The sequence below is a fragment of the Bradyrhizobium sp. 613_E4_N2_2 genome, from assembly GCF_052075995.1.
Lineage (GTDB): Bacteria > Pseudomonadota > Alphaproteobacteria > Rhizobiales > Xanthobacteraceae > Bradyrhizobium > Bradyrhizobium barranii.
The window spans coordinates 3,854,973-3,881,855 of the sequence record NZ_CP197234.1 but is presented as its reverse complement, the minus strand read 5'-3'; the positions used below and the strand labels follow the sequence as shown (position 1 = coordinate 3,881,855).

The 26,883-nt window shown below is 64.5% G+C and carries 25 protein-coding genes; 14 read left to right on the top strand and 11 right to left on the bottom strand.

Annotation, left to right across the window (positions count from 1 at the left end; translation table 11 throughout):
• Positions 1-83: 83 nt before the first annotated feature.
• The gene (locus AB7290_RS18510) at positions 84-512 is read right to left on the bottom strand and encodes a PaaI family thioesterase (RefSeq protein ID WP_039147848.1); all 429 of its coding nucleotides are present in this window, start codon (positions 510-512) and stop codon (positions 84-86) included.
• Between the two features lie 86 nt (positions 513-598).
• Between AB7290_RS18510 and AB7290_RS18505 the strand changes: the two genes are divergently transcribed.
• The 4 genes from AB7290_RS18505 to AB7290_RS18490 all read left to right on the top strand — a co-directional run bounded on the left by AB7290_RS18505 (position 599) and on the right by AB7290_RS18490 (position 4,098).
• The gene (locus AB7290_RS18505) at positions 599-1,423 is read left to right on the top strand and encodes an enoyl-CoA hydratase (protein WP_063982943.1); all 825 of its coding nucleotides are present in this window, start codon (positions 599-601) and stop codon (positions 1,421-1,423) included.
• 123 nt (positions 1,424-1,546) lie between these two features.
• Positions 1,547-2,131 carry a CoA-binding protein gene (locus AB7290_RS18500; protein WP_085400736.1) on the top strand — a complete coding sequence of 195 codons (585 nt, stop codon included), beginning with the start codon at positions 1,547-1,549 and terminating at the stop codon, positions 2,129-2,131.
• A 138-nt stretch (positions 2,132-2,269) separates the two neighbouring features.
• Positions 2,270-3,550 (top strand): O-acetylhomoserine aminocarboxypropyltransferase, encoded by a 1,281-nt coding sequence (locus tag AB7290_RS18495; RefSeq protein WP_028149015.1) that lies wholly within the window; start codon positions 2,270-2,272, stop codon positions 3,548-3,550.
• 203 nt (positions 3,551-3,753) lie between these two features.
• Positions 3,754-4,098, top strand: a complete 345-nt coding sequence (locus AB7290_RS18490) for a hypothetical protein (protein WP_063982941.1) — start codon at positions 3,754-3,756, stop codon at positions 4,096-4,098.
• A 5-nt stretch (positions 4,099-4,103) separates the two neighbouring features.
• Here AB7290_RS18490 and AB7290_RS18485 read toward each other — a convergent pair whose 3' ends face one another.
• Positions 4,104-5,180 carry a COX15/CtaA family protein gene (locus AB7290_RS18485; RefSeq protein ID WP_085400738.1) on the bottom strand — a complete coding sequence of 359 codons (1,077 nt, stop codon included), beginning with the start codon at positions 5,178-5,180 and terminating at the stop codon, positions 4,104-4,106.
• A 110-nt stretch (positions 5,181-5,290) separates the two neighbouring features.
• Between AB7290_RS18485 and AB7290_RS18480 the strand changes: the two genes are divergently transcribed.
• Entirely contained in the window at positions 5,291-5,506 is a 216-nt protein-coding gene (locus AB7290_RS18480; RefSeq protein WP_014494810.1) for a DUF2842 domain-containing protein, read from the top strand.
• Here the strand turns inward: AB7290_RS18480 and AB7290_RS18475 are convergent.
• The gene (locus tag AB7290_RS18475; RefSeq protein WP_441253505.1) at positions 5,503-6,546 is read right to left on the bottom strand and encodes a polysaccharide deacetylase family protein; all 1,044 of its coding nucleotides are present in this window, start codon (positions 6,544-6,546) and stop codon (positions 5,503-5,505) included. The genes AB7290_RS18480 and AB7290_RS18475 overlap by 4 nt on opposite strands.
• A gap of 112 nt (positions 6,547-6,658) precedes the next feature.
• On the opposite strand from AB7290_RS18475, the gene AB7290_RS18470 reads away from it, so the two are divergent.
• Positions 6,659-7,840 carry a GNAT family N-acetyltransferase gene (locus AB7290_RS18470; RefSeq protein ID WP_085400742.1) on the top strand — a complete coding sequence of 394 codons (1,182 nt, stop codon included), beginning with the start codon at positions 6,659-6,661 and terminating at the stop codon, positions 7,838-7,840.
• A gap of 251 nt (positions 7,841-8,091) precedes the next feature.
• On the opposite strand, the gene AB7290_RS18465 is transcribed toward AB7290_RS18470, so the two are convergent.
• Complete coding sequence (locus tag AB7290_RS18465; protein ID WP_085400744.1) at positions 8,092-10,374, bottom strand: GumC family protein; 2,283 nt, start codon at positions 10,372-10,374, stop codon at positions 8,092-8,094.
• 201 nt (positions 10,375-10,575) lie between these two features.
• Here AB7290_RS18465 and AB7290_RS18460 point away from each other — a divergent pair, with 201 nt between their 5' ends.
• From AB7290_RS18460 to AB7290_RS18450, 3 genes are all read left to right on the top strand, one after another.
• The gene (locus AB7290_RS18460) at positions 10,576-11,709 is read left to right on the top strand and encodes a glycosyltransferase family 4 protein (protein ID WP_085400745.1); all 1,134 of its coding nucleotides are present in this window, start codon (positions 10,576-10,578) and stop codon (positions 11,707-11,709) included.
• 120 nt (positions 11,710-11,829) lie between these two features.
• Complete coding sequence (locus tag AB7290_RS18455; protein ID WP_063982934.1) at positions 11,830-13,380, top strand: undecaprenyl-phosphate glucose phosphotransferase; 1,551 nt, start codon at positions 11,830-11,832, stop codon at positions 13,378-13,380.
• A gap of 143 nt (positions 13,381-13,523) precedes the next feature.
• Positions 13,524-14,786 (top strand): O-antigen ligase family protein, encoded by a 1,263-nt coding sequence (locus AB7290_RS18450; protein WP_085400747.1) that lies wholly within the window; start codon positions 13,524-13,526, stop codon positions 14,784-14,786.
• A 66-nt stretch (positions 14,787-14,852) separates the two neighbouring features.
• On the opposite strand, the gene AB7290_RS18445 is transcribed toward AB7290_RS18450, so the two are convergent.
• Entirely contained in the window at positions 14,853-15,323 is a 471-nt protein-coding gene (locus AB7290_RS18445) for a MarR family transcriptional regulator (protein WP_063986329.1), read from the bottom strand.
• 147 nt (positions 15,324-15,470) lie between these two features.
• Between AB7290_RS18445 and AB7290_RS18440 the strand changes: the two genes are divergently transcribed.
• Positions 15,471-16,667 carry an FAD-dependent monooxygenase gene (locus tag AB7290_RS18440; protein WP_085400749.1) on the top strand — a complete coding sequence of 399 codons (1,197 nt, stop codon included), beginning with the start codon at positions 15,471-15,473 and terminating at the stop codon, positions 16,665-16,667.
• 141 nt (positions 16,668-16,808) lie between these two features.
• Here AB7290_RS18440 and AB7290_RS18435 read toward each other — a convergent pair whose 3' ends face one another.
• The 4 genes from AB7290_RS18435 to AB7290_RS18420 are packed head-to-tail and all read right to left on the bottom strand — an operon-like array spanning position 16,809 to position 20,761.
• Positions 16,809-17,984: a saccharopine dehydrogenase family protein gene (locus AB7290_RS18435; RefSeq protein ID WP_085400750.1), complete on the bottom strand. Its 1,176-nt coding sequence runs from the start codon at positions 17,982-17,984 to the stop codon at positions 16,809-16,811.
• A 29-nt stretch (positions 17,985-18,013) separates the two neighbouring features.
• Entirely contained in the window at positions 18,014-19,192 is a 1,179-nt protein-coding gene (locus AB7290_RS18430) for a saccharopine dehydrogenase family protein (RefSeq protein WP_085400752.1), read from the bottom strand.
• A gap of 9 nt (positions 19,193-19,201) precedes the next feature.
• Positions 19,202-19,984, bottom strand: a complete 783-nt coding sequence (locus tag AB7290_RS18425) for a DUF169 domain-containing protein (protein WP_028152619.1) — start codon at positions 19,982-19,984, stop codon at positions 19,202-19,204.
• Between the two features lie 60 nt (positions 19,985-20,044).
• Positions 20,045-20,761: a YdcF family protein gene (locus AB7290_RS18420; RefSeq protein ID WP_245344054.1), complete on the bottom strand. Its 717-nt coding sequence runs from the start codon at positions 20,759-20,761 to the stop codon at positions 20,045-20,047.
• Between the two features lie 232 nt (positions 20,762-20,993).
• Here AB7290_RS18420 and AB7290_RS18415 point away from each other — a divergent pair, with 232 nt between their 5' ends.
• The 3 genes from AB7290_RS18415 to AB7290_RS18405 all read left to right on the top strand — a co-directional run bounded on the left by AB7290_RS18415 (position 20,994) and on the right by AB7290_RS18405 (position 22,908).
• The gene (locus AB7290_RS18415) at positions 20,994-21,935 is read left to right on the top strand and encodes an acetamidase/formamidase family protein (RefSeq protein ID WP_085400755.1); all 942 of its coding nucleotides are present in this window, start codon (positions 20,994-20,996) and stop codon (positions 21,933-21,935) included.
• 199 nt (positions 21,936-22,134) lie between these two features.
• Positions 22,135-22,332, top strand: a complete 198-nt coding sequence (locus AB7290_RS18410) for a hypothetical protein (protein WP_007603456.1) — start codon at positions 22,135-22,137, stop codon at positions 22,330-22,332.
• Positions 22,333-22,404: 72 nt separating this feature from the next.
• On the top strand, positions 22,405-22,908 hold the full coding sequence (locus tag AB7290_RS18405; protein WP_063982926.1) for a GcrA family cell cycle regulator: 504 nt from the start codon (positions 22,405-22,407) through the stop codon (positions 22,906-22,908).
• A gap of 268 nt (positions 22,909-23,176) precedes the next feature.
• Here the strand turns inward: AB7290_RS18405 and AB7290_RS18400 are convergent, their stop codons facing one another.
• Positions 23,177-24,706 carry a porin gene (locus AB7290_RS18400; RefSeq protein WP_063982925.1) on the bottom strand — a complete coding sequence of 510 codons (1,530 nt, stop codon included), beginning with the start codon at positions 24,704-24,706 and terminating at the stop codon, positions 23,177-23,179.
• Between the two features lie 407 nt (positions 24,707-25,113).
• On the opposite strand from AB7290_RS18400, the gene AB7290_RS18395 reads away from it, so the two are divergent.
• The gene (locus AB7290_RS18395) at positions 25,114-25,620 is read left to right on the top strand and encodes a MarR family winged helix-turn-helix transcriptional regulator (protein ID WP_028152624.1); all 507 of its coding nucleotides are present in this window, start codon (positions 25,114-25,116) and stop codon (positions 25,618-25,620) included.
• A gap of 116 nt (positions 25,621-25,736) precedes the next feature.
• Here AB7290_RS18395 and AB7290_RS18390 read toward each other — a convergent pair whose 3' ends face one another.
• Positions 25,737-26,855 (bottom strand): alpha/beta hydrolase family protein, encoded by a 1,119-nt coding sequence (locus AB7290_RS18390; protein WP_085400757.1) that lies wholly within the window; start codon positions 26,853-26,855, stop codon positions 25,737-25,739.
• Positions 26,856-26,883: the final 28 nt, after the last annotated feature.

Genomic DNA, 26,883 nt, shown 5'->3' with positions numbered 1-26,883 from the left:
GCAACGGTCAATGCCCCAGAGCGGGAATTACAATAGCAAAATCAATATCTTAAAATTATGGTGCTATATTACCTGCGAAAAGCTCAAACATTTGGAATGGAATAGGTCGAGGTGACATGAGCGATCGGATCGGGCGACGTGCCGGACAGCAGCTTCACCTCGCCGACCGCTAGGCGCTTGCCGAGCTTGAGCAGCCGCGCCTCCGCCAGCACGTCCTGGCCGGGCTGGCCCTTGCGCAGGAAGTTGATGTTGAGATTGGTGGTGACCGCGAGCCCGATCGGCCCGATCGCGGACAGCAGCACCACGTACATCGCGAAATCGGCCAGTGCCATCAGCGTCGGGCCGGACACGGTTCCACCCGGCCGCAGCATCCTTTCGCTGTAGCGCTGGCGCAAAAGGCAGGTCTGGCCGTCGGCGCTCTCGATCGTGATGTCATCGCCGCTGAAGGCCTGGGGAAACTCGTCACGGAGAAACTGCTCGACCTCCGCCACGCTCATTTTCGCTAACGCCATGCTTCGCCTCACCCTCGCTTCGCATCCCCTGTTACATTAAGTTATCTGCGTCATCCAATTGCAAGAATCCAACCGGAAACGCTTCGATGTCCGCCCAGGCCGCCCGCGCCCCCTCCCCGCAACCGTCGAGCCTGCTGCGCGAGACCATAGGGCCCATCGCGGTCCTGACGCTGAACCGCCCGGCCGCCCGCAACAGTCTGTCGCAGGCGATGATCGCAAGCCTGCATGCCGAGCTCAACGAGATCCGCGACGACAAGGCGGTCCGCGGCGTCGTGATCGCAGCCAACGGCCCCGCCTTCTCCGCCGGCCACGACATGAAGGAGCTGACGGCGCGCCGCACTGACCCGGATCGCGGCCGCGCCTTCTTTGCCGAGATGATGACCGCCTGCAGCGCGATGATGCAGGCGGTTGTGCATTTGCCGAAGCCTGTGGTGGCGGCCGTCCAGGGCATCGCGACCGCGGCCGGCTGCCAGCTCGTGGCAAGCTGCGATCTCGCGATCGCCTCGGAAGCGGCGAGCTTCGCCACGCCGGGAGTCGATATCGGGCTGTTTTGCTCGACGCCGATGGTGGCGTTGTCGCGGAACGTGCCGCGCAAGCAGGCGATGGAAATGCTGCTGACCGGCGAGCCGATCCCGGCCACGCGCGCCCGCGAGATCGGGCTCATCAACCGCGTGGTCGCGGCCGGCACCGAGCGCGAGGCCGCAATTGCCCTCGCCGAACAGGTCGCGCTGAAGTCGGCCTACACCGTCAAGCTCGGCAAGGAGGCGTTCTATCGCCAGGCCGAGATGAGCCTTGCGGACGCCTATCGCTATGCGGCAGAGGTGATGACCGAGAACATGATGGCGCGCGACGCCGAGGAAGGCATCGGCGCCTTCATCGAGAAGCGCACGCCAACATGGCGGGATGAATAGTCAACTCCTCATCCTGAGGAGCCGCGGAACGCGGCGTCTCGAAGGATGGAGGCCCGACTGTGGCCTCATGGTTCGAGACGCGCGTGCCGCGCTCCTCACCATGAGGGTCAGAGAAAGAAAAAGATGAACCACGACGCCTATCCCGACAACTACATCCGCGGCATCCTCAACAGCGTGAAGTCGATCGCTATGGTCGGCGCCTCGCCCGTCAATGTGCGGCCGAGCTATTTTGCGTTCAAATATCTGGCGCAGCGCGGCTATGACATGATCCCGGTCAATCCCGGCCATGTCGGCAAGGATCTGCTCGGAAAGCCGTTTGTCGCCTCGCTCTCCGACATCGGCCGCCCCGTCGACATGATCGACATCTTTCGCAACTCCAGCCACATCATGCCGGTGGTCGAAGAAGCGCTCACGCTCGATCCGCTGCCGAAGGTGATCTGGATGCAGCTTGGCGCGCGCGACGACGCAGCCGCGGCGAAGGCCGAGGCGGCCGGGATCAAGGTCGTGATGAACCGCTGCCCCAAGATCGAATACGGCCGCTTGTCGTCCGAGATTTCCTGGATGGGCGTCAATTCGCGCACCCTGAGCTCCAAACGGCCGCCGGTGCCGACGCAAGGCATGCGGCTATCCCTCAATCGGATGAGTGTCGGCGGCGGCGACACCGCGGCATCGGATCGCGCCGCCAAAAACAAGAGCGAACAAAGCTGACGCAATCGCGAAGGATTCATTTCGCTCACGCGACAACGCGTAGCACGATCGCTCCGATGTGAAGCGGCGCCTTGACGGCGGGCGCGTCGCCGATCAGCATACCGCGCGATTTCAGATCACAAGAACAGGACGCCCTCAATGAGCGATCGCCTTCCGGGATTTTCAACCCTCGCCGTGCATGCCGGTGCACAACCCGATCCCACCACCGGTGCGCGCGCGACCCCGATTTATCAAACCACCTCTTTCGTCTTCAACGACGCCGACCACGCCGCCTCGCTATTCGGCCTGCAGGCATTCGGCAACATCTATACCCGCATCGGCAATCCCACCAACGCGGTGCTGGAAGAGCGTGTTGCCGCACTCGAAGGCGGCACCGCCGCGCTTGCGGTCGCCTCGGGCCACGCCGCACAGGTCGTGGTGCTGCAGCAATTGCTCCAGCCCGGCGACGAGTTCATCGCCGCGCGCAAGCTCTATGGCGGCTCGATCAACCAGTTCTCGCATGCGTTCAAGAGCTTCGGCTGGAACGTGGTGTGGGCCGATTCCGACGACATCGCAAGCTTCGAGCGCGCGGTGACGCCGCGCACGAAGGCGATCTTCATCGAGTCGATCGCCAATCCCGGCGGCAGCATCACCGACATCGAGGCGATCTCGACGGTGGCGCGCAAGGCGGGCGTGCCGCTGATCGTCGACAACACGCTGGCCTCGCCCTACCTGATCCGCCCGATCGACCATGGCGCCGACATCGTCGTGCACTCGCTGACGAAATTCCTGGGCGGCCACGGCAATTCGCTCGGCGGCATCATCGTCGACGCCGGCACGTTCGACTGGTCCACGGGCGGCAAATATCCGATGCTGTCGGAGCCGCGGCCCGAATATCACGGCATCCGCCTCCAGGAGACCTTTGGCAATTTCGCTTTCGCGATCGCCTGCCGCGTGCTGGGCCTGCGCGATCTCGGACCCGCGCTGTCGCCGTTCAACGCCTTCATGATCCTGACCGGCATCGAGACGCTGCCGCTGCGTATGCAGAAGCACTGCGACAACGCCAAGGCCGTTGCAGAATTCCTCGCCGGCCATCCGGCGGTGGCCTCGGTGAGCTATGCGGGCTTGGCAAGCGACAAGTACAACCAGCTTGCACGCAAATACGCGCCGAAGGGCGCAGGCGCCGTGTTCACGTTCAGCCTGAAGGGCGGCTATGACGCCGGCGTCAGCCTGGTGTCGAAGCTGCAGCTGTTCTCGCACCTGGCCAATGTCGGCGACACCCGCTCGCTGGTCATCCACCCGGCCTCGACGACGCACAGCCAGCTCGACGACGCCGCCAAGGTGAAGTCCGGCGCCGGCCCCGACGTGGTGCGGCTCTCGATCGGCATCGAAGACAAGGAAGATCTGATCGCCGATCTGGAGCAGGCGCTGGGGGCGTAATTGCCATCGTCATTCCGGGATGGTCCGAAGGACCAGACCCGGAATCTCGAGATTCTCAGGTGCGCAATTGCGCACCTGAGTTCGGCCCCTGCCGGACCGCCCCGGAATGACCGCGGCCGTTTTGGCCGCAGTCAGTTAACAGTCATTAACCATATCTGCCGCATACATCGTCCTTGGATCGCCCCTTTGATTCGGAGCCGACGATGCTGCGCTGGATGGTACCTGCCCTTGCCGCCATGCTGACGGTCTCAGCTGCCGTTGCCGCCGATCTGCCGGCCACAGCGAGACGGCGCGCTGCCGTGCCGCCGCAGGACCCGCCACAGGTCTATGTCGAGACCGATCCGGATGCGCTGATCTCGCCGGCCTATGGCATCGGCAGCTACATCCGCAACCTGCCGGGCACGCCGCTCCTGCCCGGCTCCAGCACCTTGCCGGGCTATTATGGCCGGCCCTGGAGCTACGATTATCAGGGCCCGTACTACGGCGGACCGCAGGTCGGCTATTTCTGGCGCCTGCCCTACGCGTGCGGCGTCTACGGCTATTGCTGACCTGATCAGCCGGCCTGACCGACCGGAACCGCGCGCGGCTGCGCCTGTGCAGATTGTCGCGAGGCCAGCCGCTCCACCTGCATCACTGCAAGCGTGAGCACGACGATCGCAACCGCCTGATGCGAAAGCGCGAGGTCGATCGGCACCTGGTTGAGCAGCGTGAGGATCCCGAGCACAGCCTGCAGGCTGACCGCGGCGAACAGCCAGAGCGCCCCGCCGGCCGCCGTGCGCGAGCGCACCGCATCGAGCGCATGCAGCGCCGCCAGCACGAACAGCGCATAGGCCGTCATGCGGTGCTCGAACTGCACCGTCAGCACGTTGTCGAACATGTTGCGCCACCACGGCGTCTCGAACCAGAGCCGGTCGCCTGCGGGAATGAACGCGCCGTCGATCTGCGGCCAGGTGTTGTAGGCGCGCCCGGCGCGCAGACCCGCGACCAGCGCGCCGAAATAGATCTGGACGAAGGTCACGATGAGCAGCAGCACGCTCGTGAATCTCAGCCGCGCGGGCGTAACGATCTGCGGACGCTCGGCGAGCCGCCGCACCGTCCAGACGATGCCGGCAAAGATCAGCAGCGCCAGCATCAGATGCGTCGCCAGCCGATATTGCGAGACCTCGACCCGTTCCGTGAGGCCCGAGGCCACCATCCACCAGCCGACGGCACCCTGGAGTCCGCCAAGCGCGAACAGCAGCCACAACCGCCGTTTCAATTCACCCGACAGGCCGCCGCGCCACAGGAAGAACAGGAACGGCAGCAGATAGGCCACGCCGATGAAACGGCCGAGAAAGCGGTGGCTCCATTCCCACCAGAAAATCTCCTTGAACTCGGACAGGCTCATGCCCGCATTGAGCTCGCGATATTGCGGAATCTTCTTGTAGGCCTCGAAGGCCTCGGTCCACTGCGCCTCCGACAGCGGCGGCACGCTGCCCGTGACCGGCTTCCATTCGACGATCGAGAGGCCGGATTCCGTCAGCCGCGTCGCGCCGCCGACCAGCACCATCAGCGCGATGAGGGCGGCCACGGAAATCAACCACCAGCGCACGGCGCGATGCGGATTGGTCGGAGCGAAAATCGTCGTCATTTCAGGGGCAAAACCAAGCCTTGTTGCAAAGAGACTTGAACCGGACTGCGTGCCCCTTATAGTCCCCCGCTCCCGCAGCGCAAGTTACGCGAAGGCCGCAGCATTCCGCCATGACGATCCGCACCCGCAAGTTCCTCGGCGCCATCCTGCTCCTGGTGCTGGCCACTGTCTGGGCCCTGCTCGGCATGGCGCTGGCGCAGATGCCGTGGATCGCCGAGTCCGGCTGGCGGCAGGCGATCTATTACGTGGTGGTCGGCATGGGCTGGGTGCTGCCGGCGATGCCGATCGTGAGTTGGATGCAGCGCCCGGATCGCGTCAAATCTTAATTCGTAACGCTGCCGGTCGGTTTCACCGGCGCGAAGGCAACACCGGACACCAGCACGCGCAGCATGCGCAGTGATTGTATCCGGCCGTCCCAGGAAATCCGCGGCAGTGCGTGCAGATTGGTGCGCCCCTCCGCGTCCACGATGCCCGGGATGGTCGAGACGGCGCTGGCAAAGCCGGCCTCCTCCGCCATGACGACATGGCTGCGCCGGAAAGACGAGCGATCGCCGAACGGAAAGGCCAGGTGCCTGATCTCGCGGTCGATGGCCGCTTCCGCGACCGCCTTGCCCATCGTCATCTCGCGCAACGCGGCGGCGTCCTTCATGTTGGCGAGAATGGGATAGTTCACCGTCGCGCTGCCGACCGTGACCAGCGGATCCGCCGCAAGCTTTGCCAGATCCTCCCAATCCATCGACGCTTCGCGCGAGAGCGCGGCGAGGTCGACCCGGTAGCGCGTGCAGAGATCGGCGATCGCAGTCGACACATCCGCCGGCGGCAACGAACGCAGCCAGCTCTCGACGAACGAAAACAGCGCCTGCTTCTCGGCGTTGCCTGTGACGGTGAAACGCTGCTCTTTCTCGCCCATCATCAGGTTGATGCGGCTCTCGCGCGCGATCATCCGCTCGAGCCCGAGCCACCAGGCCTCTCCGACTCCATCGGGAAACGCAGTGGGCACATAGATCGTGAACGGCACGGCGTGGCGCGCCAGCACCGGATAGGCGAAGCTGATGAGGTCCTTGTTGGCGCCGTCGAAGGTCAGCGCCACGAAGCGCCGATTCTGCGGCAGCGTCACCGCGCGGCGGCAGACATCGTCCATGCCGAGGAAGTCATACCCCCACCGCTTCAGCGCATGAATGGCGCGATCGAGGAATTGCGGACTGATTTCGCTTTCACGCAGCGGCTGAAACGCGCCGCGCCGCCGCGGCCGCACGTGCTGAAACCGCAGGATCGCGCCGGCACCACGGCTGCGCAGCACGGCCTGACCGGTGAACCAGGCCAGCTCGAGCCGCAACCGCTCCAGCCATCTGTCGTCGGATGCCAATATCCCACCTTCGCGTTCGCCTGATTGTCATTACCCTTTGTTGACGTTTCTTTGCAAAGGTCGGCCACAGGCCGAACTACGCAAATTTTTCGTTTCTCGACAGGTTTCGTGAATGACCATGGCTGCGGCGATGCAAAGCCGGACGGCAGAATCGCCAGCGCGGTCGAAAGCGAGCCGTATCGCGCATGTCGATATCGTCACCGATCTGGCCGAGGCCGAGACGGTCTGGCGCGCGTTCGAGGAGAGCGGCCACCTCTTCACGCCCTACCAGCGCTTCGACCTGCTCACCCCATGGCAACGGCTGGTCGGCAGCCACGAAGGCGCCAGTCCCTTCATCGTAATAGCCCGCGACGCCGAGCGCCAGCCGCTCCTGCTGCTGCCGCTCTCGCTGCGGCAAGGCCACGGCGTGCGCACGGCCTGCTTCATGGGCGGCAAGCACACCACCTTCAACATGGGCCTGTGGAACGCCGAGTTCGCCGCCGAGGTCGCCATCGCCGATCTCGACGCGCTGCTTGCGCCGCTGCGCGAGCATGCCGACGTGCTCGCGCTGACGCAGCAGCCGCTGCGCTGGCACGACCAGCACAACCCGTTCGCGCAGCTGCCGCGGCAGAGCGCGATCAACGGCTGCCCTCTCCTGGCGATGGAGCCGGGCGGGCCGCCCACATCGCGGATCAGCAACTCCTTTCGCCGCCGCCTCAAGAGCAAGGAAAAGAAGCTCCAGGCGCTTGCCGGCTATCGTTATAACCTCGCCACCACGGATGCCGACGTCACCCGCCTGCTCGACTGGTTCTTCCGGGTCAAGCCGGCGCGGATGGCCGAACAGAAACTGCCCAACGTCTTTGCCGAGCCCGGCGTCGAAGCGTTCATCCGCAGCGCATGCCTGTCGCCGCGCGGCGAAGGCCGCGTCATCGACATCCATGCGCTCGAGTGCGACGACGAGGTGATCGCGATCTTCGCCGGCGTCGCCGACGGCCAGCGCTTCTCGATGATGTTCAACACCTACACGATGTCCGAGCACGCCCGCTACAGCCCCGGCCTGATCCTGATGCGCTACATCATCGACCGCTACGCCGAACGCGGCTACCGCTCGCTCGATCTCGGCATCGGCTCGGACGATTACAAGCGCATGTTCTGCAAGGACGACGACGACATTTTCGACAGCTTCGTGCCCCTGACCGCGCGCGGAAAACTCGCGGCGATGGCGATGTCCTCGCTGAGCCACGGCAAACGGCTGGTGAAGCAGAACCAGGTGTTGTTCGATCTGGCGCGGCGGCTGCGACAGACGTTCGGGTAGGCGTCACAGCCTCTCAATCTCTAGCCACTTGCGAGCTGCCCTTCCCTTCTCCCCTTGCGGGAGAAGGTGGCATAGGCGGCCTTCGGCCGCCGTTCTTAGGAACGCCGAAGCGAAGCTTCGGCTATGGCGCCGGATGAGGGGTATGTCTCCGCAAATTTAAACGGCCATGAGACTCGCGGAGAGATACCCCTCACCCGTCTCGCCGCTACGCGACGAGCCACCCTCTCCCGCAAGGGGAGAGGGAAGAGAGATCACGCCGCGACCACGCGCGGTGCTTCGGCCGCGTCCGACGGCTGCACCGGCCTGCTCAGCATCGTCACCTCACTGAAGCCGACCGCCTTCAGCTGCTCGCACATCAGCGTGCGGGCATCCGGCGCCATCAAGGCATCGGGCACCACGACGGCGCGGGCATGCGCCGTCAAGAGTTCCGCTGGGAGGTCCGAGGCGCTGCCGGCGTCCACCAGCACGTGGTCGTAGGCGCGGAGCAGCGCATCGATCGCGAGCGTCACCCGCGGCGATTGCAGCAGGCTGCGGTCGAAGCCGGGACGGCCGGCCATGACCAGGTGCAGCCGCGAGAGCTTGTCGCGGGTGATGATTTGCGCGAACGAGGCCTCGCCCTGCATCAGCTCGGCGAGGCCGGGAGCCGAAGCATCGACGGACACCGCGGCGATGGTCGGCGAGGATGCGGCGAGATCGACCACAACGACGCGCGCATCGCGCGCCAGGTGCCGGGCCAGCGTCAGCGTCGACAGCGTGATGGCTTCGCCGGCCGCGGTGCCGAGCACCGTGACCTTCTTCGCCGCCGGTCCCGCAGCGCGCAGGCTGTCGGCCAGATGCTCGATCTCGGCGAATTCAGTGACGTCGGCATCGGCCGTCATCTCGGGCTGAAGCGGCGTAAGGTCTTCCACAACCGGATCGAGCATCGGCTCGGCCACCGGCTGGACTACCGGCTCGACCACCGGCTCTCGGCGCACCGGTGCCTGCGTCTGCGCGGGCGTGAACACGGCCACCGCACGCGGCGCGGTCTGGCGCAGCAGCTCGCCGGTGACGACGACGCCGGACGAGAGCAGCAGCGTCGCGATCGTCGCGATCAGCACGATCGGCAGCTTCTTCGGATAGGCCGGCGTATTCGAGACGATGGCGCGCGAGATGATGCGGCCCTCCGCCGGCGCCGTATCGATGCTCTCGCGGGTGCTGGCCTCGCGATACTTCCCAAGATACGTCTCGAGCAGGTCGCGCTGGGCCTTGGCTTCGCGCTCGAGCGCGCGGAGCTGGACGTCCTGACCGTTGGTCGAGGTCGCCTGCTTCTTGAGCTGATCGAGGCTCGCCGTCAGGCCGTCGACCCGGCCACTGGCGATCCGCGCATCGCTTTCGAACGAGCGCGAGATCTTGGCCGCTTCGTCGCGAATCTGGTTGTCGAGGTCGCCAAGCTGCGCCTTCAGCTCCTTGATCCGCGGGTGATTGCCGAGCAGCGTCGATGACTGTTCGGCAAGCTGCGCCCGCAACGTCACCCGCTGCTCCGACAGCCGCCGCATCAGTTCGGAGTTCACCACCTCGGACGCCTCGATCGGCTTGCCGCTCTGGAGCATCTCTTTGATCAGCCGCGCCCTGGATTCAGCATCCGCCTTCATCGAGCGTGCGTTGTTGAGCTGGGTATTGACCTCGCCCATCTGCTGGTTCGAGAGCGTGGTGTTGTTGGTGCCGACGAACAGCGACGACTTGGAACGGAAGTCCTCGACCTTGGCTTCGGCGTCGGAGACTTTCTTGCGCAGATTTTCGATTTCGCCCGAAAGCCACTGGCTGGCGCTGCGGGCCTGATCCTGGCGCGCATTCTGCTGGAGCACGAGATAGCCGTCGGCGATCGAATTGGCGACGCGCGCGGCAAGGTCGGGATCGGCGGACTGGAATTCGACCACGATCACGCGCGACTTGTCGACGGCGTAGGCCTGGAGCCGCTCGTAATAGGCATCCAGCACCCGCTCTTCCGGCGTCATCGAAAACGGATCGCGGCCGATGCCGATCAGCGCCGCGAGCGACTTCAGCGGCGAAATGCCTTGCAGCACTGGATCGAATTCGGGGCGCTCCGCGAGCTTGTTCTTCCTGATGATCTCACGCGCGAGATCGCGCGACAGCACGAGTTGCACCTGGCTGGTCACCGCCTCGGGATCGAGCGACTGCCGCTCTTCGGTGCTGCGGTCGCTGCTCGGCCGCAAGAACACGTTCTCGCGGCCGTCGATCAGGATGCGGGATTCCGACTTGTAACGCGGAGTGACGAGATTGACGGCGGCGATCGACGCGACGAGCGCGAGCACCGTCGGCACGATGATCCAGCCGCGCTTGCGGGCGAGCACCGCGCCGAGCGCGTGCAAATCGATGTCGCCGGATTCGGCTTGTGCCTGCTTCGCAGCAACGGGCGCAAGCTCTGCTTCAATCTTGGGCGCGGCTTCGGTCGATTTGGCTTCGGCCTTGGGCTTCGAAATAGCCGGCTCGACCACCGCCTTGTCCTTGCCGGCACGCCAGAACGCTAAACGCATCGAACACTCCCGCAGGGCAACGCTGCGACTCTACCTCAACCGGGGCGATTACACTCCATTAAGGTTGCTGCTGGGTTAATCGCGCCCTGCCGCGACCGGCGCGCACCGCGCCGACACCGTTTGTTAACCACGAGGGCTCTTAATCCATCTCGATATTTCGAGAATTGTTCGAGCATTCGCCGTCGAGCGCTGGTTCTGATCATGCCCCCCTCTCCCGACCGGCCGCTCCGCATCCTGCACGCCGTGCGCGCTCCCGTGGGCGGCATCTTCCGCCACATCCTCGATCTCGCCAACGGTCAGGTCGATCGCGGTCATCACGTCGGGATTCTCGCCGACAGCCTCACCGGTGGTGAGCGCGCGGACAAGGCGCTGGCCGAGCTCGCACCGCGGCTGAAGCTCGGCGTGCACCGGCTGGCGATCCGTCGCGAACCGTCGCCTGACGATTTTCTGGTGTGGCTGCGGATGCGGCGCCTGATCGCCGCGCTCAAACCCGACGTCACGCACGGCCACGGAGCCAAGGCCGGCGCCTTCGTCCGCATGCGGCGGCGATCCAACGACACCATCCGCATCTACACCCCGCATGGCGGCTCGCTGCACTATCCCCTCAACACCTTCAAGGGCGAGTTTTACGCGCGGCTCGAACGCACGCTGATGGACGCGACGGACCTGTTCCTGTTCGAGAGCGCGTTTGCGCGCGACACCTATCAGCGCATCGTCGGCACGCCCAAGGGCGTGGTGCATTGCGTCTTCAATGGCGTGACACCGGAAGAATTCGAGCCAGTTAGCATCGCCGACGATGCCACCGATCTCGCCTATGTCGGCGAGTTCAGGCACATCAAGGGTGCGGATTTGCTCGTCGATGCGGTGGCGCGCCTGCACGAGGGCGGCAAGAAGGTCACGCTCACGCTCGGCGGCGACGGCGAGGAGACGGCGGCGCTGAAGGCGCAGGTCGACAGGCTCGGCCTCTCCAGCGCCATCCGCTTCATCGGTCACGTCAAGGCGCGCTACGGCTTCTCCAAGGGGCGGCTGCTGGTCGTGCCCTCGCGCGGCGATTCCATGCCGTACGTCGTGATCGAGGCTGGAGCTGCCGGCATTCCCATGATCGCGGCCCGCGTCGGCGGCATCCCCGAGATTTTTGGGCATGACAGCCCGGCGCTGTTTGCGCCGAGCAACGCCGAGGCCATGGCCGAAGCGATCGCGGCCGCACTCGACGATCCGCAAGGAACCGCGCAGCGTGCGGTCGCCTTGCGCGAGCGCATCTCCGCGCATTTCTCCCAGCAGGCGATGGTTGACGGCGTGCTCGCGGGTTATCGCGACGCATTTGCCAATCATTAACCATCCTTAAGACCGCTTTAGAGAATCTTCCGATTTGTCCGATAATCGACGTGCCAGGGGATGCTCGCCCGGGGCGCAATGCTGCGACCTGCGGGTTTTTTGGAATGGACGTGGACGCCCGTGGAACCGCTCAACGCACGCTCGATGCTCGACGCCGCGACAGGCGCCGCGGCGAAGCCAGCTGACCAACCGTTTGTGGAGCGCCGCCGCCGGCTCTCGCCCGCTGCGCTCGACGTCGTCAACCAGAAGGTCGCCCGCGCCTATTCGCCGATCGTGATCACCGGCTTCGTCCGCTTGGCCGATTTCGCCCTGCTGAGCCTCGTCGGCATCGCGCTCTATGTCGGCTATGTCATGCCGCTCGCCGGTTCCTTCAGCTGGGTTTATCCCGCGCAGATCATCGCCGTCGCGGTCGCCGCCGTGGTCTGCTTCCAGGCCGCCGACATCTATCAGGTGCAGCTGTTCCGCGGTCAGCTCCGGCAGATGACGCGGATGATCTCCTCCTGGTCGTTCGTCTTCCTGCTGTTCATCGGCGTATCCTTCTTCGCCAAGTTCGGCAGCGAAATGTCGCGGCTGTGGCTTGCCGCCTTCTACTTCCTCGGGCTCGCCGCGCTCATCTCCCAACGTCTGGTGCTGCGCTCGCTGGTGCGCGCCTGGGCACGCCAGGGCCGGCTCGACCGCCGCACCATCGTCGTCGGCTCCGACAGCAACGGCGAGCAACTGGTCGAGGCGCTGAATGCCCAGGAGGATTCCGACATCCACGTGCTCGGCGTGTTCGACGACCGCAACGACAGTCGCGCGCTCGACACCTGCGCCGGCGCGCGCAAGCTCGGCAAGGTCGACGACATCGTCGAATTCGCCCGCCGCACCCGGGTCGATCTCGTGCTGTTCGCGCTGCCGATCTCGGCGGAGACGCGCATCCTGGAGATGTTGAAGAAGCTCTGGGTGCTGCCTGTCGACATCCGGCTCTCCGCGCACACCAACAAGCTGCGTTTCCGTCCCCGCTCCTATTCCTACCTCGGCGAGGTGCCGACGCTCGACGTGTTCGAGGCGCCGATCACCGACTGGGACCTGGTGATGAAGTGGCTGTTCGACCGCATCGTCGGTGGCCTCGCGCTGCTCGCAGCCCTGCCGGTGATGGGACTGGTGGCGCTGGCGGTGAAGCTCGACAGCCCCGGCCCAGCGCTGTTCCGTCAGAAGCGCTTCGGCTTCAACAACGAGCGTATCGACGTCTACAAATTCCGCTCGATGTACCACCATCAGGCCGACCCGACCGCCTCCAAGGTCGTGACCAAGAACGATCCACGCGTCACCCGCGTCGGCCGCTTCATCCGCAAGACCAGCCTCGACGAGCTGCCGCAGCTCTTCAACGTGGTGTTCTCAGGCAATTTGTCCCTGGTCGGCCCGCGTCCGCATGCGGTGCAGGGCAAGCTCCAGAGCCGCCTTTTCGACGAAGCCGTCGACGGCTATTTCGCTCGTCACCGCGTCAAGCCCGGTATCACCGGCTGGGCCCAGATCAACGGCTGGCGCGGCGAGATCGACAATGAAGAGAAGATCCAGAAGCGCGTCGAATTCGACCTCTACTACATCGAGAACTGGTCGGTGCTGTTCGACCTCGTCATTCTCCTGAAGACGCCGGTCTCGCTGCTGACCAAGAACGAGAACGCGTATTGAGTTTCCGTCATGCCCCGGCTCGACCGGGGCATCCAGTATTCCGCAGCGCCGGCCGTCTTCTGCAACGCGCGCCGCGGAATACTGGATCGCCCGGTCAAGCCAGGCGATGACAGCTTGTTTGTGGCGTATAGCGTGAGCGTGTGATGGCGTATGCGGCAACAGCCGGGGAGATGAATGCAGCGGTTCGCGCTGCGCCCGGCGTGCTGGCCATCCAGCGCGCGCTGGTGTGGCTGGCCGGCGCCTCCGGAGCCATCGTATTCATCGAGCCGAGCCCCTACGAGATCGTGACGCTGCTGGCCGCGGTCACCTTCTTCGCGACCGGCCTGCGCCTGCGGCTCGTGCTGATGCCGCTGATCCTGATGCTGGTCCTGCTCAATGTCGGCTACACGATCAGCGCGGTCCCGCTGTTCGAACAGTCCGAGGTGGCGAGCTGGATTGCGACCTCCTGGTACATGGCGGTCACCGTCGTGTTCTTCGCGATGGTCACCTCGGAAGACACCGCGGCCCGGCTCGACATGCTCCGCCGCGGCCTCGTGGTCGGCGCGATGGTCGCCTCGCTGTCGGCGGTCGCCGGCTACTTCCATCTGGTTCCCGGCGGAGACGATCTCCTCACACTCTACGGGCGCGCGCGCGGCACGTTCAAGGATCCGAACGTGCTCGGCGCCTTCCTGATCCTGCCGGCGCTGTTCGCGCTCCAGAGCGTGGTCTCCGACAAGTTTGCCAAGGCGTTCCGCAACGTCATCGCCTTCGGCATCATGTCGCTGGCGATCCTGCTCGCGTTCTCCCGGGCCGCCTGGGGCGGACTGGTGCTGACCTCCGCCTTCATGTTGGCGCTGATGGTGCTGACCAGCCGCACCAACGCGCAGCGCTCGCGCATCGTCGTCATGGCGATCGTCGCCGCGGTGCTGGGCCTCGCGCTGATCGCGGTGCTGCTGTCATTCGATTCCACCGCCGAGATGTTCAAGCAGCGCGCAAGCTTCGACCAGAGCTATGACGAAGGCCGCTTCGGCCGGTTCGGCCGGCACATCCTCGGCGCGGAGATGGCGCTCGACCTACCATTCGGCATCGGCCCCCTGCAATTCCACCGCTACTTCCCCGAGGACACCCACAACTCCTACCTCAACGCCTTCATGTCCGGCGGCTGGCTCTCCGGCGTGTGCTATCCCGCGCTGGTCTTCACCACCGTGATCATGGGTATCCGGCACATCTTCGTCCGTGTGCCCTGGCAGCGCGCTTATCTCGCGATCTTCTCCGCCTTCGTCGGCACCGTCGGCGAGAGCTTCGTGATCGACACCGACCACTGGCGGCACTTCTGGATGATGCTGGGCGCGATGTGGGGCATGATCGCGGCTGCGCAGGCTTACAAGATCAAGGACATTACCGTTCCGATGGAATCGGAACGGTAATGTCTGGCTTTCTGTTTTGACGCGTTTTCTTGACGCGAACCGGTATCCACTTCGCTCGAAAACGCTCTAGCGACGAAGTTTCTTCAGCTTGAGATCGGGCCGCTTTTCCGGCGGCGTATCGAGAAGTCCCTTCAGCGCCTCGGTTGCCGCGAGCACGCCCTTGTAACCCTCGGTCGCGAAGCGCAGCAGCAGGCGCAGCTCTTCGTCGGAATAGGCGCCGAACACCTTCTCCATCGCCTGCTGCATCGGCACATAGAGCTGGCCGATCTTCATCGCAGTCTCCGGCACGACGGAAATGAAGACCTTGCGGCGGTCTTGCTCGTCCCGCTCGCGGCGCACCAGCCCGGCCTTCTCGAGCCGGTCTACCACGCCGGTGATGGCACCCGTCGTCAGCCCCGTGACCTCGGCGAGCCGGCCCGCGGTAACGCGGCCCTCCAGATAGAGAATGTCCATGCATTCGAGGTCGGAATTGGCAATTCCGGCAACGTTCGCAACCGTTTGGCCATAGAGCACGCCCTGCGCGGACGACCGCCGCATCGCCTCCTCGAGCTCCTGCAACAGCGCCGCGCGCGCCTTCGTCCTTGACAAGGCCGACCTCATATCTTAGTCGATATATATCTTAGCTACTAAGAGATTTAGCAACCGTAATTTCTCCTAGCACCACGGAAACGTCGGGAGCAAGCCATGTCCAACCGTCCCCGCAAGGCCCTGATCATCGGCGCCGGTATCGCCGGGCCCGTCACCGCGATCCTGCTGCGCCGCGCTGGCATCGAATCCGCGATCTACGAGGCCTGGCCTTATTCGAAAGGTATCGGCGGCGGCCTCCAGATCGCACCGAACGGCATGCATGTGCTGGACGAGATCGGGCTCGCGAACGAGCTGATCAGCCGCGGCTCGATCGCCGAATCCTTCGACTTCTATTCGCAGAGCGGCGAACGGCTCGGCTCGATCAACCGTGACATGGCGCGGCGCTTCGGCCAGCCGGCAGTGAACGTCTGCCGCGCCACGCTGAACGAAATCCTGATCGACAAGGCCTGGTGCGCCTGCGTCTCGCTCTATTTCGAGAAGCGCCTGATCAAGATCGAGGACCGCGGCGACCAGCCGATCATCGCCTACTTCTCCGACGGCACCACGGCAGAAGGCGACTTCCTGATCGGCGCCGACGGCGTGCACTCGGTCGTGCGCCGCCAGGTCGTGCCGGACGGTCCGCAACCGTTCGACACCGGGCTGATCGGGTTCGGCGGCTTCGTGCCGCACGCCGTCCTCGATGGAAGGCCGATCGGCCGGCACGTCGAGACCACGTTCGGCAAGAGCGGCTTCTTCGGTTACGGCTATTGCAGCCCGGATCCGAACGACGGCGTGATGTGGTGGAGCACACAGCCCGCGCACGGCATGGACGCGACGATGTTCCGCGCGCTCGACCCCGCGACGCTGAAACAGCATCTGCGCGGCTTCCATCACGGCTGGCACGATCCGATCCCCGACATCATCGACGCGGCCGAGAACATCGTGGTCACCGACACGCTCGACGTCGCGACCTTGCCGACCTGGTCGCGCAAGCGCTCGCTGCTGATCGGCGATGCCGCGCATGCGACCAGCCCCCACGCGGGCCAGGGCGCTTCGCTCGCACTCGAGGATGCGATGCGGCTCGCGCGGCTGATGCAGGAGGGCCAGGAGCTCGGCGCCACCTTCCAGGCCTTCGAGGCCGAGCGGCGCCCGCGCACCGAAAAGATCGTCGCGATGGCGCGCCGCAACGGCAACAGCAAGCACGAGTTCAGCGCCACCGGTGCATGGGTCCGCAATCAGATGATGAAATGGCTGTTGCCGCTGGGATCGAAGAGCATGGAGTTCATGTACGCGTATGATGCGCGGGCGGCGTAGCGGCAATCTCACTGTCATCGCCCGCGAAGGCGGGCGATCCAGTACGCCGCCGCCTCTCGATTCAACAACACTGTCTCTGGAATACTGGGTCGCCCGGTCAAGCCGGGCGACGACACCGTCATTTAAGCACGCAAAAGCCGCCTACCCCTCCACCTCGAACCTCAGCCCTGCATTCTCCCGCAGCCGCCTGATCAGCTTGTGCTGCATCGCTGCGCCCGGCGTCCAGAGACCGGCCGGGACATCAGGCGTGTCGCGCAACAGGCAGATCGCGCATTCGGAAACCATCTTCGCCGTTGAGGCATAGCCGGGATCGAGATCGCCCTTCACCGCCGCGCGAACCTGACGGCCGTCGGGCGCGATCGCGACATAGAGCACGTCGTAATGACCGTTGTCGCGCTCTTCCTTCGATGGCCCGTCGCCGGGCTTGAGCGCTTTGGGGCCAGTCTTTTCGCTATTGGCGGCCATGACGAGCTTCGCGTTGGCCTGCCCTTCGTCCCCCGTCCCCGTCAGCACCATCTCGTCGTAGACGAAATCCCGGCCATACGGGAATCCCATCAGCATGTTGGAGCGATGGACGTTGCGCGTGTTCAGCGTCGCCATAGCAAACGGGGCGGACCAGGATTGCAGGTCTTCCTCGAAAACGGGCTTGTTGCCGCGCGGCTGTTTCGGCCCCTCGAAGCCGGGCGTGAATGCGAAGGGGTCCTTGAGGATCGACACCAGGCTGAGATCCTGCGCGACTGCTTCGAAGGTGACCCTCGCGCTCGCCGAGGTGCCGCCGGAGAACTTCCAGCTGAGGTCGCGGACGCGCCCCTTGACGCGCGGCGCCGGCGCTCCGAACACGCGACGGGCTTCCTCCTGCACGAAGAACGCACCGAGCTCGAACGGGATGGAATCGAAGCCGCAGGAGAACATGATGCGCGCACCGCTCGCCCTGGCTGCCGTCTCATGCTTGTCGATCATCTGCTTCAGCCAGATCGGCTCGCCGCAGAGATCCATATAGTCGGTGCCCGACGCGACGCAGGCGGCAAGCAGATCGGAGCCGTAGAGCTGGTAGGGACCGACCGTTGTGACCACCAGCTTCGCCTGATCGACCATCGCGCGCAACGACGCAGGATCAGCTGCGTCCGCCACGATCAGCGGCGTATCAGCGGGTGCGCCGATCGCATCGCGAACGGAGGCGAGCTTGTCCCTGCTGCGCCCGGCCATCGCCCATGTCGGCGCGCCGTCACCGGCGTAGCTTGCAGCGAGATATTCGGCGACGAGCTGGCCGGTGTATCCCGTTGCGCCGTAGACGACGATGTCGAACTTCGTGGACACGGATCACGCTTCCTTGGGAGCCGTGGACCTTATGCTTCCACTCCGAACGTCAGCCCGGCATTGTCCCGCAGCCGCTTGATCAGCTTGTGCCGCATCGCCGCGCCCGGCGTCCAGAATCCGGCCGGGACGTCTGTCACATCGCGCAACAGGCACATCGCGCATTCGGAGATCATCTTCGAGGTCGAGCCGTAGCCGGGATCGCGGTCGCCGGTGACGCCGGCGCGAACCATGCGGCCGTCGGGCGCGATCGCGACATAGAGCAGGTCGAAGCGGCCGGTCTCCCGCTCTTCCTTCGACGGCCCCTCGCCCGGCTTCGGCGCGTTCGGACCGGTCTTCTCGGCGTTGGCTGCCACCACGCGCTGCGCGTTGGCTTCGCCCTTCTCGCCGGGACCCGTCAGAACCATCTCGTCGTAGACGAAGTCCTGGCCGTAGGGAAAGCCCATCAGCATGTTGGAGCGGTGGACATTGCGCGTGTTGATCAGTGCCATCATGAACGGCGCGGCCCAGGATTGCAGGTCCTCCTCGAGCAGCGACCTGTTGCCCTTCGGCTGCTTCGGGCCGGTGAAGCCTGGCGTCAACGCGAACGGATCGTTCAGGATCGCGATCAGGCTGATGTCCTTTGCGACCGCATCGAAGGTCGCCTTCGCGCTCGCCGCGGTGCCGCCCGAGAGCGAGCCGCGCATGTCGCGCACGCGGCCTTTCACACGCGAAGCCGGAGCGCCGAACACGCGCTTGGCCTCTTCCTGCACGACAAACGCACCGAGCTCGAACGGCACGGAATCGAAACCGCATGAAAACACGATACGCGCACCGCTCTCTTTCGCTGCCGCCTCGTACTTGTCGATCATCTGCCGCATCCAGATCGGCTCGCCGCAGAGATCGAAATAATCGGTGCCAGTAGCAACGCAGGCAGCTAACAGCTCCTCGCCATAGAGCTGATACGGGCCGACGGTGGTGATCACCGACATCGTCTGCTCCGCCATCGCCTTCAGCGAGGCCGCGTCCGATGCATCCGCGACAATCAGCGGCGTATTCCCGGGCGCGCCGATCGCATCGCGTACTGACTTGAGCTTGCCGAGGCTACGGCCTGCCATCGCCCATTTGAGCGCGTGGTCGCCCTTGTAATGCTGAGTCAGATATTCGGCGACGAGCTGGCCGGTGAAACCGGTCGCACCGTAGACGACGATGTCGAATTTCGCTGAGCTCATGGTCGACCTTTACTTCTTCGCGTAACTCACGCCCATGCCGGCGCGGACGTCGCTTTGAATCCCATAAGGCGGAATCGGATAGCGCAGGCCGTTCTTGGCCAGCGCCTTCATGCCCTCGATCGCCTTGGCGAGATGCGAGGGCTTCAAGGCCATCAGCATCTCCTCGTCCGGCACGCCGCCATAGCGCCGTTCGGCATAGCATGGCAAGGACAGGCTGGGCTCGCCGGTTTTCAGCGCCCGCCCCCAGGAATCCGCGCAGGCGGTCTCACCGACCACCCCCCATTCGAACTTCTTGTAGCCGGTATATTGCAGCCCGTTGATCAGGATGATCATCTGCCCCGGCGTCGCATAGACCAGGCAGATGTCGGGCGGATCGAGCCGCCCGCTCGCGAGCGGACTGACCGCAAGCGCCTGATACTGCCCGAATGGAACCACGTCCAGCGCCTCCTGGCGCTTGCGCGCGTCCTCGGCGGTGCCGTGCCAGACCCCGACATAGTTTTCGCCGGCGAGCCATTTTTCGTCCTGCGGCGCAAGCCCGATCACGGCGCGACACTGCGCACCGACAAGATCGTCGGCGGTGATGCCGACCGTCCAGCCCAGACGTGCAGCCATGCTAACGATCTGGTCGGTGGTGTGGACCGCGTTCGGCCGCCGGATTTTCGGGATCGCCTCCATGTCGGCGGCACGCGCGAACAGCTTCATGCCGATCACCGTCGTCTTCAGCCGCAGCAGGCTGTTGAGGTCGGCGACGAGCCCGGCAAGATCGATCCTGTCTGCGCTCTGCTGTTGCATGGCGTCCTCCCGACCGACGATCGCGCGCCGGTACTCTGTTCTTGTTTTGCGGCTCCCGTTTTAGTCCTTGCCCGGTCCCGGAAGCAACTCGCCGGTCCGCCCCATGATGCGATACGCCAAAAGGCCGATCCATTCGCGCACGGCGACATCGGTCTTGCCGAGCCCATCGGCCCCATTGCGGGTGAAGGCGAAGAGCCCGTCGCGCCCGCCCATCCGCCAATCCACCGGATAGGCTTCGACATCGAACCCGGCCTTGCGGAAGATGCCCATCGCGCGCGGCATGTGGAAAGCCGACGTGACCAGAAGCCAGCGTTCGCCCGGCTTCGGCGTCACCAGCTGCTTTGTGAAGATCGCGTTCTCCCAGGTGTTGCGGGAGTCGCGCTCGAGGATCAGGCGCTCCTTCGGTATGCCCAGGCTTTCCAGGATCGGCGCGGTGTAGTCGGCCTCCCTCGCCTCCGTCGCGACCAGGTTCGCCGAGCCGCCGGTGAAGACGATACGCGCGTTCGGATAGCGCCGCGCGAGGTCGGCCGGCGCCAGCATGCGATCGGCCGCGTGCGCAACCACGGGCGTGCGATGCGCCGCCGACAGATCGGTGTCGATCGAGCCGCCGAGCACGATGATGCCGTCGGGGGCGCCCCGCGACGGGTCCCACGCCGGGAAACGCGACTCCAGCGGATAGAGCAGAAGATTGCCGATCGGCGAGAACGCGATCAGCGCAAGCAGCACCAGCGTAGTCACGGCAAGCTTGCGGCCGACCGCAGCAAACCGCGTCGCCATCAGCAGCAGCGACAGGATTCCGAGCTCGATCAGGAGATTGATCGGCAGCAGAGCGGTGCCGAGGGTCTTGGAAAGAACGAAATACAGGGGAGCCTCGCTGGAATGATCGTGCCGGGCTTGACCGGCCCGTCCATCTTCAGAAATCTTCTTGAAAGAGGATCGATCGCCGGGTCAAGCCCGGGCATAACAGGTTCTCATGACGAGTTCTGATGAAACCGATTGGACGCGGCCAATGACCCATCACCACCTGCATTCAAGCCCCGAGACCTGCCATTGGGGCTTCTTCGAAGCCGCGCTCAAACCGGTCCTCACCGTCAAAAGCGGCGATGAGGTGACGGTCGACACCATCAGCGGCGGGCCCGACATGCTGCCCGACCGCACCAAATTTCACATTCCGCCGGAGATGTTCGAGGTTCACGCCAAAAACGAGCGCATGCTGCCCGGCCACATCCTCACCGGCCCGATCGCAGTCGAGGGCGCCGAGCCCGGCGACGTGCTGGCGGTCGAGATCCTCGACGTCCAGCTCCGGCAGGATTGGGGCTGGAACATGATCAAGCCGCTGTCCGGCACCCTGCCCGACGATTTCCACGAAACGCGCATCCTGAACATCCCGCTCGACCGGTCGCGGATGGTCGGCCGCATGCCCTGGGGCCTCGATCTGCCGCTCAAGCCGTTCTTCGGCGTGATGGGCGTCTCGCCACCATCGGCCTGGGGCCGCATCTCCTCGCTTGTGCCGCGCGCAATGGGCGGCAATCTCGACAACAAGGAACTCGGGGCCGGTGCGACGCTCTATTTGCCGGTGTTCGTCCCGGGCGCGATGTTCTCCTGCGGCGACGGCCATGGTGTGCAGGGCGACGGCGAGGTCTGCGTCACCGCGATCGAGACCGCGCTTCAGGGCCGTTTCCGCCTGACGCTGCGCAAGGACCTCAGGTTCGACTATCCCCGCGCGGAGACGGCGACGCATTACATGACCATGGCCATGGACCCCGACCTCGACCAGTGCGTGGTGCGCGCGCTGCGCGACATGATCGTGCTGCTCGGCGAGACGCGAAACCTGTCGCGCGAGGACGCCTACACGCTGTGCAGCCTAGCCGCCGACCTGCGGGTGACGCAGACCGTCAACGGCTGCAAGGGCATCCATTGCATGATCGAAAAGGCGATCGTGCACGGCTAGCCGCACCCGCCTGCTCGGACCCGTCTCCACTCCGCCGCCGCTCGGCATCCCGCGCGGCGCGTGGCGCTGCGCCTGATTTCCCGAGTGATTCCAATGAGCTGAAACACCGGTCTCGCCCGGATTTGACTCCCACCCCTGAACCTAAATAGAGTCTTAATCGTTACTTTTATGTACCCGAGTAAGAGGCTAGCGTTCGGCCATGGCCACCGAAAAAGCCGAGACTGACCGCATTCCCGTAACCTTGGCGCTCTCGACCATCACCTATCTGGAAAAACTGGTGAGACAGGGCACCCACGGCACCAGCGTTCCCGGCGTCGCACGCACTCTGATCGAGGAAGGCATCCGTCTCGCCATCAAGGACGGCCTTTTGTCGATTCGCGACAACGGCAGAACGTGAGGGCGCGCCGGACGTGAGGCGGACGGATCTCGAGAGGCGGATGGCCGACATCTGCAACCTGGGACCGTTACAATGCCTGTTCTCTCACCAACTTCTTCACCGACTGCTTCTTCACCGACTTGGACCAACGAACGAATTGAGCTTCTGAAGCAGCACTTCGAGGCCGGCCTCACCTGCAGCGAGATCGCTGCCGACATCGGCGTCAGCCGCAACGCGGTGATCGGCAAGCTGTCCCGGCTCAATCTCACGCGCGGCAGGACGAGCGACGAGCGCAAGCTCGAGCGGAGCCTCGCGCCGCGGCGCGGGACGAGAGCCGTACCGCGGCTGCAATATGAGATGCTCGCCACGATCTACGGCGACACCGACACACCTGTGGTCGCGGGTCCGATCGACGATGCCAACCGCTGCTCGCTGCTGGAGCTCGCCGAGAATCGCTGCCGCTGGCCGATCTCGACGCCGGGCGCAGACGACTTCTGCTTCTGCGGCAATACCGCGCCCGACGGCCAGTCCTACTGCGTCGGCCACAGCCGCCTCGCCTACCGGCCGAACTCGCGCGCCCGTGTGATGCGCGGCTGAAGGAAAATCCCAAAACGAAAAACCTCCGGCGGGGCATCACCGGAGGTTTCTGGAGGCTTAGCATGAAGCTAAGAGCCGTGACTTTCGTAATCGGCTGAAAACAAGATAGCTGATCAACTCAGGTAAGTAAATAAGTTTGAGGGCGATCGATTCGCATAGCTCGTCTTCGTCGTTTGCAACGTGTTGCCGGATTTTCCGAAGGCCGCTTTCATGAAAAAGCCCCGGCGGTTTCCCGCCGGGGCTCTATCAGATCGGAACGGTCTTCAGCTTACCAGTTGCGCTGGGCGCGCAGCAGCAGGCTGTAGGTGTCCTGGTCCTTCAGCTCGTAGGTTGCCGCAGGCTTGGCAACCGACGCCAGCGCCGGGGTGGTGATCACGCCCGAGTACTTCTGGTCGAGGTGGCTGTAGACGAAGTCAGCCGAGAAGGTCAGGTTCTTGACCGGCGTCCAGCGGGTGATGACGCCGATCTGGCCGATGTTGAAGTCCGGGTTGCAGGTGCCGGTCAGCGAGGCGAACGCAGCGCTGCCGCAGATCAGGCCCTTCGCCGTGCCGCTGTAGTTGACCGCAGCCCACGCGCCGTAGAGCGCCGTATTCCAGTACGGGTTCCAGTTGTGGGTGTAGGCACCACGGAAACCGTAGGTCTTGGTCAGCTCGAGCTGGCCGTTGGGACCGAACACCGCGTCAGACACGCCGGCAAAGCCGATGCTCTGATACGCGCTGCCCGAACCGCCGAACATCGAGTAGCTGGTCGCCGCCAGCGACTGGAAGTTGTAGCGGCTCGCGCCGTCGGTATAGACGCCCGAGATGTTGATCACGTCGCCAGCACCGGTCGGGATGTTCTTGATCTGCAGAGCTAGCTGAACGGCCCAGCCCCACTTGTCTTCCGGATGACCGGTGACTTCGGACGCGCCGTAGTAGGCGACGTGGTTGTCGTGCGCAGCCACCGACGCCTGGAACAGGCCCCAGGCCTGGTCGACACGAACCATGCCGACGATGTCGGGCGACCTAGTGCCGCCGATATCGTTCGAGCCGTAAGCACCGCCGAGGACGCCGCTGGTGGACATGCCGGCGGTGTTCCAGATGTTGGTCGTGAAGAACTGGGTCTGGTCCTGCGCCGAAACGGTCGCGGTCACGCCCTGGCCGAAATCGGCCGTGTAGGTGAACTGGGCGACGCCGTTCACGGAGCCGCTGCCACCGACGAGCTGGTCGAAGTTGTTGCCGGGATAGTTGGTCCAGGGCGCGTCGAACTGCGACACGGACTTACCCATGGTGAAGCCGGCGAACTGGATGAACGCATAGTAGACGCCGAGCGTACCACCCGAGATCGTGCCCGAGCTTGCGTTGTTCGGCGCAGACACGCCCGTGCTTCCGAGTTGCGAGTAAACGGTCGCGCCTGTTGCCGAGCCGCTTCCCGTATAGTTATCGGTCGTCCAGGTGAACACCGCGTCAAAGTAAGTGCGAACCACCCCGTACTCAGTCGCGGTACGGGTATCGATGTTGAGGTCCTCGCGAGCGCGCGCCAAATAGTAGTTCGACAGGCGGTTGTTCGCGCCGGAAACACCGTTGTAGGCGGCGCTGTAGTTGCCGCCGGCATTGAGCGCGACTTCAGCACGCAGATAGCCGCCGAGCTTGATGCAGGTGTCGGTGCCCGGGATGTAGTAGAAGCCCGCGCCGTAGAGCGAGCAGATCTTGACGTACTCGACCGCCTTGGCCTTGACCGGAAGATCGGCCGCTTGTGCTCCGCCGACGGCGATCAGACCCGCCGCAGTGCCGAGCAAAAGGCTCTTCACCACTTTCATATAAAACCTCCAAGTTGCTCATTTTACGGAGACCGGACCGTGAGGCCCCCCAGATCCCCGTCTTTTCAAATCCGCTCGGCCGCTTCGCGCTTTTGGACACACCCGCATCGACGCGAGGGACGTGAGCGAACCACCTGCAACGGGACGATTGAGTACCCCCCACCGTCACGGGCCAATATGCCTGCGCCGTTCCGCTAATCAAAATAGTTTATTTAGTCAGCTTTGTTGTTTCACTAAACCTGTGCCCCGCGCGCAACACCGCGAGTGAGGGAATATGCTGAGCTGATCATCTTTGTAGTTTTAGTGACAAAATTACCCTGCTCTGCACTTGCGTCAGGGCAGACTTGCGTGGACTATGGCCGTGCAAGACACCGGCCGGAAAAGAATCAGATCACGGGAGTGACGCTGTGTCAGCGACCAGGAAGGAAGGGGCGCGCCTCCGCTCCATCGGCAATCTCGATATCATCAGGCGTTTCACCTGGGAAATTTCGTCGATCAACATGTATCTGGAGGAGTTGCGTCAGTTCTGGGCGAGAACGCTGGGCATCAGCGGTCCGCAATGGCTGATCCTGATGGCGATCTCCGACCTCGACAAGGACGACGGCGTGCCCGTCAACGTGGTCTCCAAGCTGCTCCACGTCGATCCGTCCTTCGTCACCACCCAGTCCAAGCTGCTGGAGAAGAAGGGCCTGCTGCGGCGGCGGCCCTCGCCGACCGACGCCCGCGTGGTGCGGCTGTCGCTGGTCGAGAAGACGCAGAAGCACATCGCAAGCCTCAACGAGCAGTACAAAACGATCCGCGAATTCGTCTTCCAGGAATTCGACGAGAACGAACTGACCGAATTCACCGGCAAGCTCGCGACGCTGAAGACCCGGCTCGAAAAGGCCTGCGTCAGGATATCCCTCGACTACTAAAGCATGATCCGGAAAAGTGCGAAGCGGTTTTCCGAAAAGATCATGCCCAAGCAACAACCTAAAGCGCGATGACGATTCATCCCAATCTCATCGCGCTTTAGGACAGCAGGCGGCGTTCAGATCCGCCGCCCCGTGGCGCCCAGTTGCGATTCCAGCCAGTCGAAGATGTATTCGTTGGCAAGGCTGGGATTGTCCGCGTGGGCCTGTGCCGCGCCGGTCTCCTGCGCGGTGAACACCTTCAGCACGATGTCGGAGCTGCCGAGTCGCGACTTCTGCACGATCTGGCGCGCCCGGTCGGCCTTGAGCCAGCCGTCCTCGCCGAGTGTGATCAGCACCGGACAGTCGGCGCTCGAGGCCATCAACGGCGCCGACGGCACCGGGACGATGCTGAGGTCGCTCATCGCAAAGCGGCTGGCGAAGAAGGATCGTTCGTGCAGGTCCCACAGACCGCCGTCGCAGACGGCCGCGGCGAGCCTCGGCTCCTGCAACACCGCGCGCGCGACGAAGGAAGAGCCCCACCCGTCGGCCACGATGGCGACGCGATCGAAATCGACGTCGCGGCGCGTCTCCAGATAATCCATGACGCTGGCAATCGAGCTCTCGAGGTCGCGGCGCTGCAGGAGCGTATCGGTATAGTCGTCACGCTGGTCGCCGAGCAGGTCCAGCGCGAGCATCGACAGTCCGCGTTCGCGCGCATGCGGCGCGAGCTTGAACAGGAATTCTTCCTTGCGGTGTCCGGGCTCGCCGATGCAGATCACGGTCGGAGCCCGCTTGCCGGCCGGGGACGCAGGCAGGAAATAGCCTTGCAAAACGTGTCCGTCATCGGCCCAGGGAATCGTGACGACCTCGCCAGCCGGACCGCGCGCGGTGAGGAAGCGGCGCGCGCATTCCTGCATGGCGAGCACCGCGACCCAGCGGCGCTCGTCGGCCTGGTCCAGCGGCATCGCGGCCGCGCCGTAGTAGTTCATCGCCCGCAGCCAGTTGCGCTGCGCGGTCGCCATGTGGCCTTCCGCGAACGCCGCCTCGGCACGCTGCCGGTTGGCTTGCGCCAGCCGCTTCCATTCGCGGTGCCAGGACTGCTCGCCGCCCTGCTTGAGCTGCCGCGCGATCATCAGGCATTCTGCGATGGTGGCGCCACCCTCCTGCGCCGCGGTGAGGAGCCGCGTGAATTCAGCGGAAATATCCTCTCTCTCCGGGCAGAGGATCCAGTCGTCGGAGAGGCATGCGGGTATCATCGGAGCTACGCTTTATGATGGCGTTACC

Coding starts and splice junctions, on each gene's coding strand:
- AB7290_RS18410 (WP_007603456.1), top strand. CDS start 22,135: ATGGCCACCGAAAAAGCCGAGACTGACCGCATTCCCGTAACCTTGGCG.
- AB7290_RS18495 (WP_028149015.1), top strand. CDS start 2,270: ATGAGCGATCGCCTTCCGGGATTTTCAACCCTCGCCGTGCATGCCGGT.
- AB7290_RS18425 (WP_028152619.1), bottom strand. CDS start 19,984: ATGCAACAGCAGAGCGCAGACAGGATCGATCTTGCCGGGCTCGTCGCC.
- AB7290_RS18415 (WP_085400755.1), top strand. CDS start 20,994: ATGACCCATCACCACCTGCATTCAAGCCCCGAGACCTGCCATTGGGGC.
- AB7290_RS18430 (WP_085400752.1), bottom strand. CDS start 19,192: ATGAGCTCAGCGAAATTCGACATCGTCGTCTACGGTGCGACCGGTTTC.
- AB7290_RS18420 (WP_245344054.1), bottom strand. CDS start 20,761: ATGGCGACGCGGTTTGCTGCGGTCGGCCGCAAGCTTGCCGTGACTACG.
- AB7290_RS18480 (WP_014494810.1), top strand. CDS start 5,291: ATGACGATCCGCACCCGCAAGTTCCTCGGCGCCATCCTGCTCCTGGTG.
- AB7290_RS18390 (WP_085400757.1), bottom strand. CDS start 26,855: ATGATACCCGCATGCCTCTCCGACGACTGGATCCTCTGCCCGGAGAGA.
- AB7290_RS18405 (WP_063982926.1), top strand. CDS start 22,405: ATGCCTGTTCTCTCACCAACTTCTTCACCGACTGCTTCTTCACCGACT.
- AB7290_RS18460 (WP_085400745.1), top strand. CDS start 10,576: ATGCCCCCCTCTCCCGACCGGCCGCTCCGCATCCTGCACGCCGTGCGC.
- AB7290_RS18470 (WP_085400742.1), top strand. CDS start 6,659: ATGACCATGGCTGCGGCGATGCAAAGCCGGACGGCAGAATCGCCAGCG.
- AB7290_RS18445 (WP_063986329.1), bottom strand. CDS start 15,323: ATGCGGCGGTCGTCCGCGCAGGGCGTGCTCTATGGCCAAACGGTTGCG.
- AB7290_RS18465 (WP_085400744.1), bottom strand. CDS start 10,374: ATGCGTTTAGCGTTCTGGCGTGCCGGCAAGGACAAGGCGGTGGTCGAG.
- AB7290_RS18400 (WP_063982925.1), bottom strand. CDS start 24,706: ATGAAAGTGGTGAAGAGCCTTTTGCTCGGCACTGCGGCGGGTCTGATC.
- AB7290_RS18490 (WP_063982941.1), top strand. CDS start 3,754: ATGCTGCGCTGGATGGTACCTGCCCTTGCCGCCATGCTGACGGTCTCA.
- AB7290_RS18500 (WP_085400736.1), top strand. CDS start 1,547: ATGAACCACGACGCCTATCCCGACAACTACATCCGCGGCATCCTCAAC.
- AB7290_RS18450 (WP_085400747.1), top strand. CDS start 13,524: ATGGCGTATGCGGCAACAGCCGGGGAGATGAATGCAGCGGTTCGCGCT.
- AB7290_RS18485 (WP_085400738.1), bottom strand. CDS start 5,180: ATGACGACGATTTTCGCTCCGACCAATCCGCATCGCGCCGTGCGCTGG.
- AB7290_RS18510 (WP_039147848.1), bottom strand. CDS start 512: ATGGCGTTAGCGAAAATGAGCGTGGCGGAGGTCGAGCAGTTTCTCCGT.
- AB7290_RS18440 (WP_085400749.1), top strand. CDS start 15,471: ATGTCCAACCGTCCCCGCAAGGCCCTGATCATCGGCGCCGGTATCGCC.
- AB7290_RS18505 (WP_063982943.1), top strand. CDS start 599: ATGTCCGCCCAGGCCGCCCGCGCCCCCTCCCCGCAACCGTCGAGCCTG.